Origin of the sequence: Bhargavaea cecembensis DSE10, from assembly GCF_000348905.1 — a bacterium.
Taxonomy (GTDB): domain Bacteria; phylum Bacillota; class Bacilli; order Bacillales_A; family Planococcaceae; genus Bhargavaea; species Bhargavaea cecembensis.
Map to the genome: position 1 here is coordinate 91,303 of NZ_AOFT01000004.1, position 20,093 is coordinate 111,395.

General features: G+C 56.0%; 22 protein-coding genes. 8 read left to right on the forward strand and 14 right to left on the reverse strand.

The genetic code is table 11. The features are described from left to right. Positions 1-82: 82 nt before the first annotated feature. From C772_RS05215 to C772_RS05230, 4 genes are all read left to right on the forward strand, one after another. Positions 83-1,678, forward strand: coding sequence for a sigma-54 interaction domain-containing protein (locus C772_RS05215; RefSeq protein ID WP_008297996.1), 1,596 nt, complete (start codon positions 83-85; stop codon positions 1,676-1,678). 80 nt (positions 1,679-1,758) lie between these two features. Next, entirely contained in the window at positions 1,759-2,031 is a 273-nt protein-coding gene (locus C772_RS05220; RefSeq protein WP_008297998.1) for a (2Fe-2S)-binding protein, read from the forward strand. Then, positions 2,024-2,362 (forward strand): (2Fe-2S)-binding protein, encoded by a 339-nt coding sequence (locus C772_RS05225; RefSeq protein WP_008297999.1) that lies wholly within the window; start codon positions 2,024-2,026, stop codon positions 2,360-2,362. The genes C772_RS05220 and C772_RS05225 overlap by 8 nt, the downstream gene beginning before the upstream one ends. After that, a complete protein-coding gene (locus C772_RS05230) occupies positions 2,355-3,578 on the forward strand; it encodes an NAD(P)/FAD-dependent oxidoreductase (RefSeq protein ID WP_008298000.1) in 1,224 nt (407 codons plus the stop codon). The genes C772_RS05225 and C772_RS05230 overlap by 8 nt, the downstream gene beginning before the upstream one ends. A gap of 44 nt (positions 3,579-3,622) precedes the next feature. Here the strand turns inward: C772_RS05230 and C772_RS05235 are convergent, their stop codons facing one another. After that, positions 3,623-4,714, reverse strand: coding sequence for a M24 family metallopeptidase (locus tag C772_RS05235; RefSeq protein ID WP_008298001.1), 1,092 nt, complete (start codon positions 4,712-4,714; stop codon positions 3,623-3,625). Between the two features lie 275 nt (positions 4,715-4,989). After that, on the reverse strand, positions 4,990-5,376 hold the full coding sequence (locus C772_RS05240; RefSeq protein ID WP_008298002.1) for a DUF5362 family protein: 387 nt from the start codon (positions 5,374-5,376) through the stop codon (positions 4,990-4,992). 120 nt (positions 5,377-5,496) lie between these two features. Between C772_RS05240 and C772_RS05245 the strand changes: the two genes are divergently transcribed. Next, the gene (locus tag C772_RS05245) at positions 5,497-6,852 is read left to right on the forward strand and encodes an amidase (protein ID WP_152419703.1); all 1,356 of its coding nucleotides are present in this window, start codon (positions 5,497-5,499) and stop codon (positions 6,850-6,852) included. Between the two features lie 141 nt (positions 6,853-6,993). Here the strand turns inward: C772_RS05245 and C772_RS05250 are convergent, their stop codons facing one another. The 12 genes from C772_RS05250 to C772_RS05305 form a co-directional block, all read right to left on the reverse strand. Next, positions 6,994-7,518: a divergent PAP2 family protein gene (locus C772_RS05250; RefSeq protein WP_035001578.1), complete on the reverse strand. Its 525-nt coding sequence runs from the start codon at positions 7,516-7,518 to the stop codon at positions 6,994-6,996. Between the two features lie 342 nt (positions 7,519-7,860). Beyond that, positions 7,861-9,054 (reverse strand): M20 family metallopeptidase, encoded by a 1,194-nt coding sequence (locus C772_RS05255; RefSeq protein ID WP_008298006.1) that lies wholly within the window; start codon positions 9,052-9,054, stop codon positions 7,861-7,863. A gap of 156 nt (positions 9,055-9,210) precedes the next feature. Continuing rightward, positions 9,211-10,653 (reverse strand): Na+/H+ antiporter NhaC, encoded by a 1,443-nt coding sequence (gene nhaC, locus C772_RS05260; protein WP_008298007.1) that lies wholly within the window; start codon positions 10,651-10,653, stop codon positions 9,211-9,213. Positions 10,654-10,786: 133 nt separating this feature from the next. Continuing rightward, positions 10,787-11,131 carry a PH domain-containing protein gene (locus C772_RS05265; RefSeq protein ID WP_035001536.1) on the reverse strand — a complete coding sequence of 115 codons (345 nt, stop codon included), beginning with the start codon at positions 11,129-11,131 and terminating at the stop codon, positions 10,787-10,789. Positions 11,132-11,190: 59 nt separating this feature from the next. Continuing rightward, positions 11,191-11,817 carry an HAD family hydrolase gene (locus C772_RS05270; RefSeq protein WP_152419704.1) on the reverse strand — a complete coding sequence of 209 codons (627 nt, stop codon included), beginning with the start codon at positions 11,815-11,817 and terminating at the stop codon, positions 11,191-11,193. Positions 11,818-11,828: 11 nt separating this feature from the next. Continuing rightward, complete coding sequence (locus C772_RS05275; protein ID WP_008298013.1) at positions 11,829-13,172, reverse strand: MATE family efflux transporter; 1,344 nt, start codon at positions 13,170-13,172, stop codon at positions 11,829-11,831. A gap of 144 nt (positions 13,173-13,316) precedes the next feature. Beyond that, entirely contained in the window at positions 13,317-13,853 is a 537-nt protein-coding gene (locus C772_RS05280) for a hypothetical protein (RefSeq protein WP_008298014.1), read from the reverse strand. Between the two features lie 320 nt (positions 13,854-14,173). Further along, on the reverse strand, positions 14,174-15,418 hold the full coding sequence (locus tag C772_RS05285; RefSeq protein WP_008298018.1) for a M20 metallopeptidase family protein: 1,245 nt from the start codon (positions 15,416-15,418) through the stop codon (positions 14,174-14,176). A 17-nt stretch (positions 15,419-15,435) separates the two neighbouring features. Then, positions 15,436-16,218, reverse strand: a complete 783-nt coding sequence (locus C772_RS05290) for a putative hydro-lyase (protein ID WP_008298019.1) — start codon at positions 16,216-16,218, stop codon at positions 15,436-15,438. Continuing rightward, positions 16,215-16,424 (reverse strand): hypothetical protein, encoded by a 210-nt coding sequence (locus tag C772_RS05295; RefSeq protein ID WP_008298020.1) that lies wholly within the window; start codon positions 16,422-16,424, stop codon positions 16,215-16,217. Before C772_RS05295 ends, C772_RS05290 begins: the two co-directional genes overlap by 4 nt. A gap of 2 nt (positions 16,425-16,426) precedes the next feature. Then, positions 16,427-16,900 carry a GNAT family N-acetyltransferase gene (locus tag C772_RS05300; protein WP_008298021.1) on the reverse strand — a complete coding sequence of 158 codons (474 nt, stop codon included), beginning with the start codon at positions 16,898-16,900 and terminating at the stop codon, positions 16,427-16,429. Continuing rightward, a complete protein-coding gene (locus tag C772_RS05305) occupies positions 16,890-18,197 on the reverse strand; it encodes a M20 family metallo-hydrolase (protein WP_008298022.1) in 1,308 nt (435 codons plus the stop codon). Before C772_RS05305 ends, C772_RS05300 begins: the two co-directional genes overlap by 11 nt. 115 nt (positions 18,198-18,312) lie before the next feature. Here C772_RS05305 and C772_RS05310 point away from each other — a divergent pair, with 115 nt between their 5' ends. The 3 genes from C772_RS05310 (at position 18,313) to C772_RS05320 (ending at position 20,074) form a co-directional block, all read left to right on the forward strand. After that, positions 18,313-19,224, forward strand: coding sequence for a ketopantoate reductase family protein (locus C772_RS05310; protein WP_008298023.1), 912 nt, complete (start codon positions 18,313-18,315; stop codon positions 19,222-19,224). 1 nt (position 19,225) lies between these two features. Then, the gene (locus tag C772_RS05315; protein WP_008298024.1) at positions 19,226-19,666 is read left to right on the forward strand and encodes an NUDIX hydrolase; all 441 of its coding nucleotides are present in this window, start codon (positions 19,226-19,228) and stop codon (positions 19,664-19,666) included. Between the two features lie 123 nt (positions 19,667-19,789). Beyond that, positions 19,790-20,074 (forward strand): helix-turn-helix domain-containing protein, encoded by a 285-nt coding sequence (locus C772_RS05320; protein ID WP_008298025.1) that lies wholly within the window; start codon positions 19,790-19,792, stop codon positions 20,072-20,074. Positions 20,075-20,093 lie beyond the last annotated feature (19 nt).

The following is a 20,093-nucleotide window of genomic DNA, read 5'->3' on the forward strand; positions in this document are numbered from 1 at the left end:
TCGCTTTCTGTATTGAATTTTCAAATTATTGTTGTAAAATTCTTTTTACACTGACTAATAATTTGGACAGGAGAGAAACTGAATGCCTCAAGAATTACGCCTCAAAGACATGATGTTGTCCCGATTGCCGATCGGCGAAACAGAAGGTTTTCCCACCCGCCCGGAAGATACCAGCATGGAGGAGATCCTGGGACTTCTGAAAAATAACGAAACGGTCATTGCCCTGGACGACAAAGGCTCTCCTTCAGGCCATATCGATTTAAAGACAGCTTTGGACCGGATGATGACTGCCTATAAGAAGGAAAAAGCCTATCTCAGCACCATCCTGCAGACCATCAATGATTCCTGTACAGTAATAGATTCGGAGAAAAGGGTAGTTCATTGGACGGAAGGGGCCGAAAGAATTTTCTCCGTTAGGGAAGAGGAGATCCTCGGAAAGCCGATCACAGACTTTTTCGAAGCAGAGCATCTTGAGATCCTGAATTCCCTGAGGTTTGGATCCTCTGTCCGGAATAAACAACACCATGCCAGAGAAAGCCTGGTCGTCCTGATCAATTCCAACCCAGTCCGGCTGGATGGCGAAGTGATCGGCGCGGTCGTTTCCGAGACAGACATCACAAGCCAGATCCGACTGAACAACGAACTTCACAGTACCTCCGAAAAACTGTTCCGGCTCGAGGAACAGCTGCGTAAAGCCTCACCGACTGACAATCCTTTTTCCTACATCAAAGGCAACAGCCGTGCCCTAAAGCGCACACTGGAGCTGACCCGCAAAGCGTCACGTACAGACGCAAACATTCTGATCAACGGGGAGAGCGGGGTCGGCAAAGAATTGTTTGCAAAGGCCGTCCACCATCTGCGCGAGACAGATACCGCACCGTTTATCGCACTGAACTGCGGAGCCATCTCGGAAAGCTTATTTGAGAGCGAGATCTTTGGGTATGAAAAAGGCGCCTTCTCTGGCGCTGACTCAAAAGGCAAAAAAGGAAAAGTGGAACTGGCGAAAGGCGGTACCCTATTCCTTGATGAAATTGGAGAGATGCCACTCGAAATGCAGGTCAAGTTCCTTCGTGTTCTCCAGGAAAAGCGCTTTTTCCGCGTGGGAGGCACAAAGGAACTGGAAGTCGACTTCAGGGTCGTTGCTGCCACGAACCGGGACCTTAAAGAGCTGGTGAACGAAGGGAAGTTCCGGGAAGACCTTTACTACCGGCTAAATGTTGTCAATATCAAGGTTCCTCCACTTCGCGAACGGATCGAAGATATCATTGAACTGACCCATTACTTTCTCTATGAAATATCGATGAAATATAACCGGCCAATCCATGGTATCTCTCAAGAAGTCATGCAGTCACTCATGAACCACGGTTGGCCAGGGAATGTCCGGGAACTCCACAATGTCATCGAACGGCTCGTCATCTTTTCAGACCATGGCGAAATCCGAATGGATGACCTGCCGCCTGAAATTGAACGGATCAACACTTCCGCAGAATCCCTTCCTGCAATGGTTCAGGAAAAAAACAACGGTACTCTGAGCGACCAACTGCGTGAATATGAAAAGAACATCATCCTTAAGGAGTTAAAGTCAGCCGACGGTAATAAGCAGCAATGTGCCGCTAACCTTGGAATCACACGAGCCACCCTTTACAACCGGATGAACAAACTTGGCATTGAACTCTAACCCAAGCAGTCCCAATTCACCTTGGCAAGGAACTTGCATGTAGCTAGTTAGCTGAAAAACTATAGCAAGAGGTGAATCGGATGACAGATCGTGACATGATCGTTTGCAGGTGTGAAGAAGTAACCTACGGTGAACTGACAGACACTGCCGAAAAATTCGGCTGTACCTCCCGTGAGCTGAAGCTTCGAACAAGAGCAGGGATGGGCTATTGCGGGGGAAGGACCTGCCGCAGTCTGGTGGATGCGATTGCACTGGCAGCCACCGAACGTGACGTGACCCAGATCACGCTGAAATATCAGCCGCCAGTACGCCCTGTCCACTTTGGGGATTTGGGGGTGATCACAAATGACTGAGCGAATTCTGGAACACCCGGTGCTAGGGAGCCTTGAGGCCGGTAAAACAGTGACTTTCACATTTAACGGTCTTGAATATGAAGGACGTGAAGGGGAGCCGATTGCAGCGGCACTTCTGGCCGCCGGTGTCCGTACACTCCGCCACCATGAGGAAAGCGGAAAACCGAGAGGGATCTACTGCAATATCGGACACTGCTTTGAATGCCGGGTGGAAGTTGACGGCATTCAGGGGGTCCGCGCCTGCCTCACCCCTGTTCGGGATGGCATGGCAGTTAGAGAAAGCGGCGTACTGCCCTCTCCGGTGCGTGATTGGAGGAAAAACAATGCGTGACCTGATCATTATTGGAAGCGGCCCGGCAGGACTGACTGCCGCCATCACTGCTGCAGAGCACGGACTTGACGTCCTCGTCCTCGACGAATATCACAAGCCGGGAGGAAGGCTCCTCGGACAACTTTATGAAGAACCGGGAGGCACCTGGTGGAATGGCATCGAGGAAAGCAGAAAGCTTGCCGAGCGGGCCGGCGTACTGGGACTGGACATCCGTCTTGGAAAATCAGTTCATAATATTGAACAGGTGAACAGTTCCTGGCTGGTCCACGCAGATTGTGAAACGTTTGAAGCCAAGTCCCTTCTCTTGGCAACCGGGGCAGCAGAAGCACCGGTAGCGATCCCCGGCTGGACACTCCCCGGCGTCATGTCCGTCGGTGCAGCCCAGGTCATGACGAATGTCCACCGGGTGAAGCCCGGCAAGCGCGGAGTGATCATCGGTGTAAATGTCCTTTCATCAGCCATTGCGATGGAACTGAAGATCGCCGACATTGAGGTTGCTGCCATTGCATTGCCGAAGACCAATCAGGTCAATGGCTCCGCTTCCAACCCGACCGAAGTGATGAACGCCCTCCTGCATGTGTCGCATATGGCACCTTCGTTATTCGTAAAAATGGGCAGTAAGCTAATGAAGAATGATTTTATGAAAAAGATGGGCATCACCTTCTATCCGAAAAACGGTGTCCGCATGTGGGACATCCCCGTGATGCTTCGGAAGGCAGTCATCCGGATTGAGGGGACTGACCAGGTCGAAGGGGTGACCCTGGCCACAGTGACCGCCGACGGAAAGGTGATCCCCGGGACGGAAGAAGTCATCGGCTGCGACTTTGTCTGCATTGCAGGGGGGCTCTATCCGCTTGCTGAGCTCGCAGCGCTTACGGGTTGCCCGTTTTACCATATCAACGAACTTGGCGGCTTCGTGCCGCTCCATTCTCAAGATATGCGCACACCTCTGGACGGCCTCTACGTCGCCGGCAACATTACTGGCATTGAGGGCGCGAAAGTTGCCATGAGCCAGGGGAAAACAGCAGCCCTATCGATTGCGAAAGACCTTGGGCAAGACATTGCGGATACTTCCCTTTCCGAAGCGGTCCGGCAGATCTCTTCAACACGGACAGATGCCCATATTCAATTCCATCCGGAAGTGGACGCCGGCCGAAGAAAGCTTCAGGAATACTGGGATCTGCATGACGCGGAAAAGCGAAAAGTAATGGTTTAACGACAAGAGACCGGGAGCCATGGCCCCCGGTCTCTTTTAATTGTTCAGGCTTCCACAACTTCAATGACGACCAGTTCTTTGGTCGATGGAGTTAGCGTTTCGCAACCTTCCTCTGTGACCAGCAATACGTCTTCCACACGGGCTCCCCCGATGCCCGGAAGATAGATGCCGGGCTCAATCGTAATCACCATGCCCGGTTCCAGAGTCTTCTCTGTATCCACGGAGAAGAGTGGTTTTTCATGGACCTCGAGGCCGATTCCGTGTCCGGTGCCCGTGCCTGAACGATCATTATAACCGCTCTCGATCAATGCTTTTCTCATCAGGGCATCCACATCACTGTCTTTCATCCCCGGCTGAATGTTGTGGAAGCAATCCATGAAGGAACGATAGACAACTTCCTGGATTTCACGCATCTGTGCATCAGGTTCTCCGACAGCGACCGTACGGGAGATATCTGACCAGTAGCCGTCATAGTTAGCACCAAAATCGATCGTAATCATCTCACCCTTTTCGATGACCTTATCGCTTGCCCGGCCGTGGGGAAGCGATGAGCGGACACCCGACGCGACAATCGGATAAAACCCGACGGCATGACCGCCGCGGCTCTCGATGAATCGCACCAGTTCATCCGCGACTTCCCGCTCTTTCTGCCCAGGCCGGATATAGCCCAGGATATGGGTGTACGCGTCATCCGTAACTTTCGAGGCCATCCGCATCTTCTCGAGCTCATCCGGTCGCTTGATCATCCGGATGTTTTGCACAAAATCAAAAGTCGGAACCAGTTTTGCTGTTACTCTGCTCTTTAGCCTTTCGTAATTCCCATAGCTCAGATGCTGCTGTTCAAAGCCAACACTTTTTAGTCCATGTTTGGTAATCTCACGCGCAGCTTCATCAAAAATCTTCTGCTTGTGCCCGGTATGTTCAGCATGAAGAACAACCGGCAAGCCGGTCTGCTGGGCAGCCTGCTCGTAGTACCGGTAATCTACAATCATCTCTGTCGTTTCCTGTGTAATCAGGACAAGCCCATGACTTCCCGTGAAACCCGTCACATACCGCCGGTTCCATTCCCCATTGATGATCAGGCCGTCCAGCCCCCGCTTTTTCAGTTCCTCGCGAATCATTTGGATGGTTGTCATTCTTCTTCTCTCCCCTTTAGTAGATATACGCACCGATCAGGCCGGTCGCCAATGAGAAGGGCGCCTGTCCATGCCAGACAAATATATTCATCACTGTTCGGCGTCCCTGCCTCATTACTTTTCTTTTTGCATGTTCCATGCCAACCCGGAACTCACTGAAAAATCTCTCCAATCCGCCCCGATCAGCTCTATTTCCCGGGAAATATGTCGTCCTGTGTAATTTGTGCTCAACAAAAAAGACTCCCCGCAATGGGAAGTCTGTGATGAACCCTTACTTAATAATAGCCGTCAAACATGAATCCGCTGAAGATCGCGACCCCGAAGAGCACGAGCATGAGAATCGTGATTCCTACACCCACGGCAAACATAATAAATGTGACGAGAAGATATAGGCCGTAGTTATGGAACAGGTCGCTCAATGCACGGGTATCCCCGCCATCGCGAATCTGTGCTGCGGCCGTGGCAGTCTTATAGATCAGGTACCCCATGAATAGCGTGATTGCACCCGGAATCGCGCCGACAATAAAGTTAAACAGGCCGAGCACCCCGGTGATCCCGCCGGTGATCATCATGGCGATGCCGGTTACCTTTCCCCATAGCGCAATGCGCTGAAGGCCCTTCTGCGCCACCGCTTCTTCAAACGATTGTGCTTGCATTTCCATTCTCTCCTTCTCCTTTACTCTTCTTTCATTCTGACCGAACGGACTGATTGTGTCACCAGATATTTGCAAAACTCGCGAGGATTCGACTACCCTTTAAGAAAAGGGGGGATTGCCTTGAACATGATGGATGCCATCCGCTCAATCGGGGAGCGGGAGAAATCGCCGGTAGAACTGGTCAGGGAGACACTCGAAATCATCCGTGTAAAGAACCCTGAGCTGAACGCCTATATCACGGTATGCGAGGAAGAGGCTGTCCGAGAAGCGGAGCTGCTTACCCGTGAATGGGAATCGGGCACATTGCGCGGCCCGCTTCACGGAATTCCGATTGCGGTGAAGGACCTGGTCTATACAGAAGGAATCCGGACAACGATGGGTTCCGTGATTCATCAGGATTTCGTCCCTCATGAAGATGCGACGGTGATCGAGAAACTGAAGGATGCCGGTGCCGTCATCATCGGGAAGACGAATACGCATGAGTTCGCCTACGGGCCGACTGGAGACGTGTCCCATTTCGGCCCCGTACGCAACCCCTACGACCCTTCCAGGATCTCAGGCGGGTCAAGCAGCGGGTCGGCTGCAGCCGTTGCGTCCGGCATGGCGTTTGCGGGCATCGGAACGGACACCGGCGGATCGGTCCGCATCCCGGCCAGCGCCTGCAACCTGGTCGGCATGAAACCGACATTCGGCCGCATCAGCAAAAACAACATCTTCCCGCTCGCCTATACTTTGGACCACCCGGGTCCGATCACGGCAGGCGTGGAAGAAAACGCGATCCTGCTCAATATCCTCGCCGGTCCGGACCCGGCCGACCGCTATTCCCTTCTGGAGTCTCCGCCTGACTTCACCACGGAACTCAGGGATGGCGTGGAAGGAACGGTCATCGGTCTGCCTGCCCACTATTTCCGCCTGCTTGACCCGGAAGTCCGTTCAGCGGCAGAACAAGCTGTCCGCAGGTTCGAGTCGCTCGGCTCAAAGGTGATCGACGTCGACATCCCGGTTATGCCCGAGATCAATGACGCACAGATTGTGACCATCCAGTGCGAAGCGGCCGCCATCCACCGGGAGACGATGGAGAATCGGCCAGGCGACTACGCACCGGAAGTGCTCGCGCGGCTGGAAGCAAGCGTCAGGCGGGCCGGATGGGAATACGTCCGCGCCCAGCAGGAACGACCCCGTCTGATTGAAGCGTACAACGAAGTGTTCTCCAATGTCGATGTCCTGCTTACGCCGACGCTTCCGATACTTCCGACTCCGATCGGTGAGCGGAAAACCGTTGTGGACGGCAAAGAAATCGACGTGATTCCCGCTCTCCTCAGCCTCACTTCGCCGACCAACTTTACCGGCAATCCGAGCCTGAGTGTTCCATCCGGATTCTCACGTGAAGGACTTCCGATCGGCATCCAGCTGATTGGAAACCACGGGGATGAAGCGAAGCTGTACCGGTTTGGTTATGCATTCGAGCAGAACCGCTCATAAAAGTCTCATTGATTGCTGAGGCACTCAGTGGCCGGTCCGAAGCACTCACTTGATTAATAAGAACACTTGCTTCGCCTCTATGCGTATTCACAAAACCCAAAGGGCCCTTCCGGAATTTTTCCTGAAGGGCCCTTCCTTTTTTCAGTTGCGTTCATCCAGATAATCCGGGTAGATGCCCCGGGCATGTTCGATTTCCCGCTCGCGGTTCTCGATTTTGGCCGATACAAGGCCAAGAGCGCCGCCAAAGAGTGCGCCTGCAAGAACCTCAAGCGGCTGGTGGCCAAGCAGTTCCTTCAGCTCTTTTTCCTGTTCCTCATACTTGAGGCTCGGGAATTCGCCTGACAGCTTGACGAAATTATCTTCAAGATCATTCACGAGCTTGGCGATCTCGCCTGTATGACGCCGGATTCCCTGTGCATCATACATGACAATTGTGGCGAGCACCACGGCGACCGCCGTCTCGGTATGACGGGCACCCCGGTTCGAAGCAACGTAGGTCGCAAGGGCGGAAACGCCTGCGGAGTGGGAGCTCGGCATGCCGCCCGTTGTGAAAAGCGGGCGCCAGTCCCATTTGCCGGTCACTGCCTTGTGGGTGAAAATTTTAAGAGCCTGTGCGATGCCGATTGCGCCGAATGCCGTCACGATGCCCCTGTTCATCTTCCTCATCTGCTTCACGGCTGCCGTATCCGCTATCGGCGGCATCCGCTTTCCTGCTATTGGCCGCGTGGCCCGGACCGGCATGGCCGGGTTCATCGGAAGTACGGAATGTCTGTCCATGATCGCCCTCCTATGTATCATCGTCTTTATCCATACCCATTGAGCCCGCGAATCATGTATCCATAACGGACAAGAATTCCCTGACCGGCTATAGCACCTGTGCGGCGAGAGGACTGCCGGGTGAATGATCAGCAAGCAGCCGTGAATGTTAGGCAAACACTCACGAATGTAGAGCAAATTCCACTCCGAAAAAAGAAGGCCGGCACCCCGACACGCCGGCTTTCCCTTGTCCTAATCCGTTGTCCCGCAATACGACAGCACGGCTGCCGCCATCGACTTCGCGCTGATGATCAGGCTTTTCTCGTCAATGTTGAACTTCGGATGGTGATGCGGGTAGGCCTCGCCCGACTCCGGTGCCGCTCCGACATAGAAAAAGCAGCCCGGCACTTTTTCCAGATAATAAGCGAAGTCTTCCGAAGGGGGCTGCGGAGGGGTTTCCAGGACCGCCTCCACTTCCGGTATCTGTGCCTGTTCGATCGACTTCCTGACCCGTTCCGTGACTTCCGGATCATTATAAAGAACCGGGTAATCGTTCTTGTATTCCAGGTCGCAGGTGACTCTGAACGACCGCTCCAGGCCTTCAGTAAACGCCCGTACCTCACGTTCAACGATCTCCCTTGTTTCACTGGACATCGCCCGGACGTCGCCTTCAATCGTGACAGAATCCTTGATGACGTTGAATGTTCCCTTCCCGTCCAGGTTTCCGATGGTAACTGTTGCAACATCAAACGGGTTGATCCGGCGGCTCACGATTGTCTGCAGGTTCATCACGAACGAGCTGGCCGCGACGACCGCGTCATTGGCCAAGTGCGGTGAAGAACCATGTCCGCCTTTGCCCTGGACAATCAGCTTAAAGTAGGACCTTCCGGTTTGCGTATTCCCTCTCCGGTAAAACACTTTGCCGGTTTCCATATTGGTCATGACATGGATTCCGAGAATGGCATCCACCCCGTCCAGGACACCGGCTTTAATCATGCCGATGGCGCCGCCGGGCGGCATTTCCTCGGCTGGCTGATGGATGACGCGGATTGTGCCCTTCAGCCGGTCCTTGTACTCCGCCAGCGTCTCGGCCAGCACCAGCATGTAGGCGGTATGGCCATCATGACCGCAGGCATGCATGACACCCTCATTTTTCGAGGCAAACGGCAGTCCTGTCTCCTCCTTGATCGGCAACGCATCAAAATCTGCACGGATCGCGATGGTTTTTCCCGGCTCCGCGCCTTTGATCGTCACCACAATGCCCCGCTGTCCGCCAAAGTCCGTCTCAATATCGTCCACGGGCACATCTTTATAGAAATCTCCGATAAACCTGGCCGTTTCCTCTTCCTCGAAGGACAGCTCCGGGTGTTCATGAAGATAGCGGCGGATCTCGATGATCCGGTCCTGTTTTTCATCCAGCTTTTCCAATACATCATTTAATAGCACTAAATCGCCTCCGGGCTGTTGCTGTTTTCCATTCAAGGTGGTGCAAGGATTGCCCCCTGACAGTTATCCTTCCCATTATGTTGGAGAGAAAAACGCCGGCCAGGCATTCCTGCACCTCCGAACCGATTCCGGCAGCGCATGGAAGAGTCCAGCTTTTCAGTCGCTGACCGCACTTCCTGCCGGCAGCCCGCCTCCGCCTTCGTCACCTTCCTCTTCCCCATCCGCCTTTTTGATCGCAAAGCCGGTCAGTCCATAGATCAGGGCGACCAGCGGCGAGAGGTAGCTGAGGAACAGGAAAGGAATAAACTCGAACTGGCCGACACCAAGCGTGCCCGCTGCAAAGACCGCCGTAATATGCCACGGGATGATGACCCCGGATACCGCTCCGGCGTCTTCCATCGTCCTCGACAAGTTTGCCCGGTCCAGATTCAGCCGTTCATACATCGGTGCCATTGCCGGTCCCGTGACGGCGTACGCAAAGTTTCCGGATGCGCCGACACCGCAGTTCACGAACGTCACCGCCAGTGTCGCAGGAATCAGTTTCCTGACAGAATCGACCTTTCTGAAAAGCGGCCGGAGCACGGTCCCCAAAAGCCCGGAATGTGTAAGAATTCCGCCGAACCCCAGGGCGAACAGGAACAGGACGACCGTGTTCAGCATACTGACGATGCCCCCAGTAGTGAGGAGCTCATCGACAATGGCAATTCCCGTCCTGGAGACATAGCCTCCCCACATGAACCCGATTCCTTCAGTGAACGAAAAACCCTGGTAAAACACTGCCACCGCAAGGCCCGCGAGCGCACCGACAAAGATGGCCGGAAGCGCGGGTTTCTGCATGATGAGAAGCGTGATAACGATGGCGATCGGGAGGAGCGCCACCCAGCCTGTCTGCAGTTCTGCAGCGATGCCGGATCGGATGGTCTCCAGCTGGCCGGCTCCCGCGGCAGCGCCTGCTGTCCCCTGCATAAATCCGACAATCGTGAACAAGACCGCCGTTCCAACAAGTGCCGGAACGGTCGTCCAGAGCATATGCCGGACATGGGCGATCAGGTCGACACGTGAGACAGCCGCCGCCATATTCGTGCTGTCGGACAGCGGGGACAGCTTATCCCCGAAGACTGCCCCGGAAATGATGGCACCTGCTGCCATGCCGGCCGGGATGCCGAACGCCTCGGACACGCCGATCAGTGCGATGCCGACAGAGCCGATTGTGCCCCACGAGGTTCCCGTCGCCATCGAGACAATCGAGCAGAGAATCAATGCCGTGACAAGGAAATAAGTCGGATGGATAATCTGCAGGCCGATTGATGTGAGCGTCGAGATTGTCCCTGCCGCGGCCCATGTTCCGATAAGCGTGCCGACCGCAATCAGGATCATGATGACGCCGAGCGCTTTCCGGATCATGTCAAACGCAAATCCTTCAACCTCACTGTACGAAAACCCGATTTTCATGGCAATCGGGATGGCCGCCATCAGTCCGATAAACATCGTCAGCTGCAGGTTCAGTTCCAGGACAACGATTCCCGTAACAAGCAGGGCAAAAAGAACCATCATGGACACCAGGGCATACGTGAACGTCGGCTGCGGATTCGCTTTCATCTGAGTCCCCCTTTAAATTGGCCGTGTCTTTTCCTTTCTCCCAACCCCTCCTTTCCTAAACCTATATATTAAATATTCTGATATCATATGATGCAAAAAAAGACGCGCCTGTATGCGCGCGCCTTGTAATCCATTATTCCCTAAGGATGATTTCCGGATTCTCTTCCCGAAGCGCCCGGATCAGTTCATCCCGGTCTTTGGGCCCGACCGAAACGACACCATAGGTGCCGAACTGGATCTCCAGCTTACGGATCGTGAGCGAAGGAGATGTGAACGGGTTCGTCGTCTTCCGGACAGAAGTGATCCGGTCGATCGGAATGGACTTGTAATACGGGCCGGACGTGATGAAGAGGCGCCCGTCCCGGATTTCATAATCAGTCCGGAACCAGATCGAAAGCAGAAGGAGAACGATTCCCGAGACGATGATTGCGCCGACCGGGTCCCCGTCCGCGATCATCCGTGTGACACTCCAGACCATAAGGGCGATGCTCCCCCAAATGACACTTCCGAGCCACACATCCCGTCTGGCGCGGAATCTCAAAGCCGCTCCGTTAGCCCCGGCAGTTCTGCGAGGGAACCGATCCGGTAATCCGGATTTTCCGGCTGTCCGAATCCGTAGGCAGCCCAGATAAACGGCACGCCTGCGCCCCGCGCCGCATCCTCATCGCCTTTCGTGTCCCCGACGTAAACGGCGCTTTTCAGGTTGTTCCGCTCCATGACGAGCTTGATGTTGCCGCTTTTCGGCAGCCCCGTGCGGCCCGGATTCTCGTAGTCTTTAAAGTAGCCGCCGAGACCGTGCGCCTCGAAAAAGGCCTCGATGTAGCCATCCTGGCAGTTGCTGACGATGTAAAGCGGATAGGTCCGGGACAGCTTCTCCAGCACCTCTTCCAACTCCGGATAAAGCGTGCCGCCTTTTTCCGCGATATAGTCGTTCTCATACACACAGCACTCGTCCATCAGTTCCTTACGCTTTTCGGCATCGAGTTCCGGGAAAAGCCGGTCGCCGATTTCCGGAAGCTGCAGCCCCATCAGGCCCGTCAATTCCTCTTCCGTCACCTCACGCTTGGCATCATGACGGTCCTGCACAACTTTCGTCCACGACTCCGCGACCTCCTTGCGGGAATCCCACAGCGTCCCGTCCAGGTCGAAAATGATTCCATCCACTGCCAATTCGATCACTCCTCAGAAATTGCCTTGATTTCTCTCCATTTCCCGTACCGGTAGTAAAGAAACGCGAACACACTGCTGATGATGAAGCTTGTCCCCATGCCCAGAGCGATCCCGTCCCGGCCGAGCCATTCGGAAAACAGCCAGACAAGCGGGTACCTGAGCACCCAGAACGAGATGATGTTCAGGACCAGCACCTGGAACATCGCTCCCGCCGCACGCACCGCCCCGTTCAGGATGAAATTGATCCCGAGAAACGGATAAAAGAACGCAATCGTTTTCACGTACTCCGCTCCGAACGATGCTGCCTCCGGCTCCCGGATAAACAGCCTGACCGCCGGTTCGGCAAGCAGGAACAGGATGGCCGCTATGACGAGCATTGCGCCGAGGTTAAAGAAGAACCCGTACTTCGTGATGCGTCCGACGCGCTCCCATTTGTCCGCGCCGATGTTCTGTCCGGCCATTGAGTTGACGGCCGTACCGAGCGCCTGTGCCGGCAGCATGATCAGGCTGTCCAGCCGCTGCGCCGCCCCGTAGCCGGCGACGACCGCAGGGCCGAATGACGCGACGACACTCATAATTGCCATGACCCCCGCCGAAATGACGCTCATCTGAAGGCCGGCCGGAATGCCGAGTTTGAGAATGTCTTTGACTTCCCGCGACTTGGGCATTGACGGCTTGGTATACGGCACAAGCCGCTTACGGAGTATGTAGATGAGTCCCGCCACAAATGACAGCCCCTGGGACAGCACCGTCGCATAAGCGGCGCCTTCGATGCCCCAGCCGAAGCCGGAGATGAACAGCGGATCCAGCACCGCATTCAGCACGACCGCCGTCGCAACGAAATAAAGCGGTGTCTTGGAATCCCCGACCGACCGGAGCACGGTCGTATTGAAGTTATAGCCGAACAAAAACAGGAGCCCCGTGAAGTTGATCTGCAGGTATGCCGTTGCCATCGGAAGCATCACTTCCGGCGTGCCGAGCAGCCGCAGCACCGGCTCGGCAATAAAGATCCCCACGATGCCGAGGCCGATCGACATGATCGACATCAGCACAACAAATGCATTCAGATACCGCTTCAGGCCTTCCTCACTTTTTCGCCCTTTCTGCTGCGAGAGGATCGTCAGCGCCGCATTGTTCAGCCCGAGCACGAATGACAGCACCGTAAACAGCACCGTCGACGAAATCGACACCGCCCCGAGCGCATCCGCCCCGATCAGATTCCCCACCCACAGCGAGTCGATCAGCTGATACGACACCTGAAGCAGGTTTGCCAGCAGGATCGGCCAGGCAAAGGCAAACATCTGCCGGGCAAGCGGCCCCTGTGTAAAGTCCTGTTGAGTCGTCGCCATCCCGCCGCCCCCTTTTCTTAAGTGGTCATGCATCCCATTATAGCGAAGTTAGAGGGGACGGAGGCAGTAGGCGGCCCGAGAGTACACCAGGGCCAAGCGAAAGTACACAATCGCAGCATGAAAGTACACCATTCACTTGGGAAATTACACATTCCGCCTGTTAGGCTCCTTCCTGCCGGAACCCTTGCCGCTTTTCTTCAAAAGACGGAACAGGGTTTCAATCACGAGCAGCATCACCGCCAGGCCGGCTGCGACCGGCAGTGCGGTCCCGTCCTGCGCCCCGACGAGAAGGCCGATCCCGTAAAAGGCGAGCACCCGGGTAAAGAGCAGCACCCATTTGACCATCACCGACTTGCCCATCACGGACTTCAGAAACAGTTCAATCAGGCTGTCGACCGTGAACAGGTACACAAGCACACCGATAACGAAAATCCCTAATTTCCCGGGGCTCATCTCCAGATCAAACAGCCAGCCGACCACCTGCACCGACCCGGCCAGCGCGAACAGAATCCCGCCCATCATCGCCGCGACCGGCAACGCCAGCAGCGCCGAGGTGATGGCGATAATTCCCGGCCCCTTCCCTTCCCCTTCCGGCTCCTGCCGCTCACTCCGACGGATAAAGGCGAAGATGGAAAGGGTTGCGATGATCCAGATGCCAAGTGTGGCGAAGATGATGTTCATAAACTCACGTCCAATCCTGGTGGGTCTTTAGTGATTTATACGGATGGGGGTTGGGGGAGGTTTCAATTGGTGCTGGAGATGCTCACGCGGTGTACGCGTGCAAACCCAGAGGGCTCTCTCTTTTTCGTACACGAACTTATTGGATTCGTGCGCAAACATGGGAGCCACTCCTCTTTTCATACGCAAACTTCTTGGATTCGTACGCAAACCTCGATGACTCATTCCATTTCGCACACGAACTTTTCGGTTTCGAACGCAAACTTGTCAGCCCTCACCCTCCAAAAAACCCGCCGCACCAGGCGGCAGGCTCATCCATCCCCTTATTCAAAATCTCCCGGTTCCATCGAGGTCAGGCGGTTCGTCAGTTCGATGAAGGTCGCAATTCCATACAGAAATGCGTCTTCGTCGACGTCAAACCGGTTGTTGTGGTTGGCGTAGGCGGTTCTATCGTCTTCGCCGTGGGTTCCCAGACGGAAAAAGACGGCCGGGACCTGTTCCGAGAAGAAGGAGAAGTCTTCGCCGCCCATTGCCGGGATGACTTTCTTCAGCGCGTCCGGGCCAAATAGCGAGTCCACCGTTTCCTCGAACACCCGTGCCGGCACGTCCGCGATTTTCACCGAAGGAACACCGTAATGATAGGTGAGCGTGACGGATCCGCCAAGTCCGCCTGCGACGCCTTCCGCGATGGCGCGCATCCGTTCCTCCATCCTGTTGCGTGTCTCCGGCAAGACCGTCCGGACAGTCCCCTCCACTTTGACCGAGTCCGGGATAATGTTGTTTTTCGTGCCGCCCTCGATCTTGCCGAAGCTGAGCACGACGGAGTCAAGCGGATCGGTCTGGCGGCTGACGATCTGCTGCATCGTGACGAGCGTCTGCGCGGCGATCATGATCGGATCGACCGTCTGGTGGGGATAGGCCGCGTGTCCACCTTCACCCTTGAACTCCAGTTCGAAAAAATCTCCTGCGGCCGTGGCAAACCCGGTCGTGGACAGCGAGAACTCGCCTGTCCGGACGCTCGGATGGACATGAAGTCCGGCCATGACGTCCACTTTCGGGTTGTCCAATGCACCGTCACGGATCATTGCTTCTGCGCCCTTCCCGATTTCCTCGGCCGGCTGGAACACGAGCTTAAGGGTGCCCCGTTCCAAGCCGGTTTCCGAAAATGCCCGGGCAACGCCCAAAAGAATTGATGTATGTGCATCATGTCCGCATGTGTGAGCCTTGCCGTCGCGTGTGCTCCGGTACGGCTGATCAATCTCATCCTGCATCGGCAGGGCGTCCATATCCGCCCGCAATCCGACAACCGGACCCGTCGCTGCGCCTTTTAGGACACCGATCACACCGGTTCCGCCGACGCCTTCTGTGACGTCATAGCCCCAGGAACGGAGCTTGTCCGCGACCAGCTTAGCCGTTTCCGTTTCCTCGAATGAAAGCTCCGGATTCATATGAAGATAACGGCGGGTTTCTACTGCCTCATCAAACACTTCCCGGACCTTCGTGTACAGCTCAGGCCAGCTTTCCTTCAACGCTTCAAAACGTCCGATTCCATCCAATGTCTGCACCATATCCATCTCTCCTATCATCAAATCACACCCAGCTGTTCACTTTTCAGATCTGTCACGAACATATGGCCCGGCGCATGGGTGATCATGAGCGAAGGCTTTGCATGCATCGCGACGGACTGAGGGGTGACGCCGCACGCCCAGAATACCGGCGTTTCCCCTTCACGGACCGTGACCGCGTCACCAAAGTCCGGTTTAGTAAGATTCCGGATTCCGATTTCCTCCGGATTTCCGATATGGACCGGCGCCCCGTGGACCGAAGGGAACCGGCTCGTCACCTGGACGGCACGGACCACGTCGCCCGAACCCATCGGCCGCATCGACACCACCATCGGGCCCGAAAATTTCCCGGCAGGAACCGTATCCACCGATGTCCGGTACATCGGGACATTTACACCCTCCTCATGATGGCGCATCGGGATACCGTTGCGGATCAGCGCTTCCTCGAACGTGAAGCTGCAGCCGATCAGGAAAGCGACCATGTCCTCCGTCCAGTACTCGTTAAGATCGGTCGGCTCATCGGCCAGTTCCCCGTTCCGGTACACCCGGTATTTCGGCACGTCCGTCCGGAGATCGGCGCCCGGCGCAGACGCCGCAGGCACCGCAGATCCGATGTCGGTCACGTCGATCAGCGGGCACGACTTCGGATTGCGCTGGCAGAACAGGAGGAACTCAAAGGCATCCTCTTTCGGCAAGATCGCCAGGTTCGCCTGTACGAATCCGTCGCATACGCCTGCGGTCGGTCCCGTGTAGGCTCCGCTCCGCACCTGTTCCCTGAACTGTTCCGGTGTCAGATTCCTCATGCGCTCGCCCTCCTCCTTCCGAACTTGTCCATCAGAAGATAAACGCCTGTCACGCATAATGCCGAGATGCCGAGCCTCACCCACATGGCCATCTCGACCGTATTGCCGCCGGGTACATAGGCCGCCGTCAGCAACACGCCCTGAATCCATTCGGCCGCAAGAAGTGCGGCAGCCATTCCAACAAATATGATCAAAAACCGCTTCATCGTCATTCCTCCCCGTGTCCCGGCTCATGCAATACCCGCTCGAACATCACCATGTCGAACGCGCGGATCCCGTTTTCCCAGATCGGCTCAGGATAGGACAAAAAGAAATCCCTTCTGATGCCGCACACTCGAAACCCGCACTTCTGGTAGAAGGCGAGATTTCCGATACTGGAGTTGGCCGTTCCGACAATCATCCGCGTGAACCCCATCTCCGTGTGCCGGGCTATACCGTCCTCGATCAGGGCACGGCCGGTTCCTTTTCCCCGGGCATCTTCGTAAAGCGCGATGTTTTTCAGCTCCACCGTCTCCCCATCAACGGGAGCATACAGCGCCGCTCCAAGAACCTCGTCCCCTGACCTCGCTACAAAGAGCCGGCCGTCATGGAGATAGTTCCGGACAGCCGCCTCCCCTTCATCCGCCAGCTTCAGCAAATCAAGATAAGCTTCACGCGGACCGGTGACTTCCTCAATCCTCATGCCCGGCCATCTTCTCCATCCGCTTTTCCGCGAACCGCTTCAGCAGATGGACGGCAGTGATGCAGTCGTCGAGATCGGACCATTCCGCCGGGTTGTGGCTGATGCCGCCAATGCTTTTCACGAAGATCATCGCCATCGGAACATTCCTTCCGAGGATCATGGCGTCATGGCCGGCCCCGCTCATGAGTTCCATCGGCCGGATGCCCGCTTGCCCGAAGACCTGGGCCAGTTCTTCCCGCACTTCGTCCGTCACCGGCACGGGGTCGATCGAGGAGGCAAGGTTCAGCTCGACTTCAACTCCAGCTTCAGCCGCGCAGCGCTCCGCTGTTTCGCGCACCTTCCGGACCAGGCCGTCACGCGCCTCCTTATCAAGATCACGGATGTCGACGGTGAGCGCAACCTGTTCCGGAATGACATTGGCGCCGTTCGGCGAGACATTCAGCTTGCCGACGGTAGCCACCGCAGTATCGCTGAACCGGGCGGGCAGTGAACTCACTTCATGAACAAAGCGTCCCGCCGCAACGAGCGGGTCCCTCCGTCCGATCATCGGCGTATTGCCTGCATGTCCCGCGGTTCCATGGAAGAGCGCATTCAGCCAGGCCGGTCCCGCGATGCCCTTGACGATGCCGGCAGGCAAGCCCGCCTGCTCAAGCAGCTTCCCCTGCTCGATATGGATTTCCGCGTAAAATCCGATCTCCTCCGGGTCCCTGGCGGCTTCCAGGAATGCATCCATGGACGATCCGTAAGCGCTGATCACTTCTTCAAATGAGTTGCCGCCGGAATCCGAAAGAACCGACAGCGCGTCACGCCCGAGGTCGCCCGTCATCGCCTGGCTGCCCATGATGCCCGCGCCGAACCTTGAGCCTTCCTCTTCGGAAAAGATGATCACTTCCACCGGAACGGGCGGCACATACCCCGTCTCTTTCCATGCCTCGACCACTTCAAGCGCCGAGAGCACGCCGAGCGGACCATCGAAGTTGCCGCCGTTCGGGACGGAGTCAACATGGGAACCCGCGGCGAACGCGGGCACGTCCGTCTTTCCCTCAAGCTTGCCGATCACGTTCCCTGCACCGTCCATCCGGACATCCAGCCCCGCTTCCCGCATCCATGTCATGACCTGTTCCTTTGCCCGCTTTTCTTCCGCCGAGAAGCCCGGGCGGTTGACTCCGCCGTCCTCTGTCTCACCGATTGAAGCAAGTGCAGCAAGCCTTTCCGCCAGCCGCTTTCCGCTTACACCGTCCCGGTCTGCCGTCCCATCATATCCGGCGAGCAGCCGGTCCCTCACCGATTCTCTCATCATGTAAAATCCCCTTTCTCTCTGTCCGAAAAGACGGATTACCTAGAATTTTACGTCATCCGTCCACTTCTTCTATGATAAACTCTTGAATATATGAAAGAAAGGGGACGACATCATGAGTGACATCCGGACCGCGGCGCTGATCGGCCTCGGGGCCATCGGGGCGGCCTACGCCGAGCGCCTGCAGACACATCTGAAAGAAGATTTCCATGTTCTGGCCGATGAAGGCCGCATCACCCGTTACAAAGATCACGGCATCCGCATCAACGGACGCGAGACGCGCTTCCGCTACAAACCGCTGACCGATGAGGCGGAGCCGATTGACCTGATTTTGTTCGGCGTGAAAAACGACCAGCTGGATGAAGCGATTGACTGCGTCAGCCCGTTTGTCGGGCCGGAGACGATCCTCCTGCCGCTCCTGAACGGCATCTCAAGCGAGGAAGACCTGAAGGCGGCCTTCCCGGGCAATCCGGTTCTCTATGCCATGTGCGTAGGCATCGACGCACAGCGCAAGGATCGCGACATCCGCTATTCCAAGCTGGGCCAGATCACGTTCGGCACGCGTGCAGGCGAATATCCGGAAGCGGAAACTGCGGTCGAAAACCTTTTCCGGGACGCAGACGTCCCCTATGAGATTCCGGACGACATCTGGCGGGAGATGTGGTGGAAGTTCATGATCAATGTCGGGGTCAACCAGACCTCCTCGGTGCTCCGCGCCCCGTACGGGATTTTCCAGACGATCCACAGCGCGAGAAGATGGATGGAAGAAGTCATGAAGGAAGTCGTGCTCGTCTCCCAGGCGGCAGGCGTCGGCCTGAACGACCGCGACATCGCCCGCTTCCGCCCGGTTCTGGACAGCCTGTCTCCGGGAGGCAAGACGAGCATGCTGCAGGACATTGAACACGGCCGGAAGACCGAAGTCGAATACATGGCCGGCAAGATGGTTGAACTCGGTGAAAAATACGGCGTACCCGTGCCGGAGAACGAGCACCTGCTGAAAGTCATCCGGATCCTGGAGAAGATGTGACATGTCCCAACCGGTACAGCCCCAATCCTGGGCGCCTCCGAAGCACATCGTCTCAGCTGCCGCCATCGTCGTGAACGAGAGGAATGAACTGCTCCTGATCCGCGGGCCGCGGCGCGGATGGGAAATGCCCGGCGGCCAGGTCGAGGAAGGTGAATCGATCCGGGATGCCGCCATCCGGGAGACCTTGGAGGAATCCGGCATTGAGATCGAGATCACCGGCTTCTGCGGCATCTACCAGAACGTCTCCCGCGGCATCTGCAACACCCTCTTCACCGGAAAACCGGTCGGCGGCACGCCGACTCCTTGCGAGGAAGCCCTCGAAGTCGGTTTCTTCCCGCTGCCGGATGCGCTCGACATGGTCACCAACGGAAACTTCAGGGAGCGGATCGAGAAGTGCCTGGACCCGGAATGCCAGCCGTTTTATGTGGAGTTTAATCATTGAGAAAAACGCCTTTCCTATGGCAGGAAGGCGATTTTTCATTGGACGTTCGATAGCATATTTGCTATCATGTCGGCTTATATAAACCATAATCCCGGGCGATATTAAGAAAGCGGAGGGATCAGAATGAGTAATTTTACAGTAAGAGCAAGCCAGATTCTCGGAGAAGATCGGGTCAGACAGTTACAAGCAGAAGGCAGCATAGCTGCGCAAATTAAAGCAGTCAGAAAGAGGATTGGCTTGTCTCAGGAACAACTGGCCGACCTGGCCGGCCTGCCGAAATCGACAATAGGAAGAATCGAAGCCGGCCTAAATAGTCCATCGGTCAATACGTTGACCAAGATTGCAAGAGCGCTAAAAGCAGACCTGGTTATCCAAGGAAGCGAGAGTTCTTCCCTTTCCCATAACTGAAATCACAAAGACGCGCCCC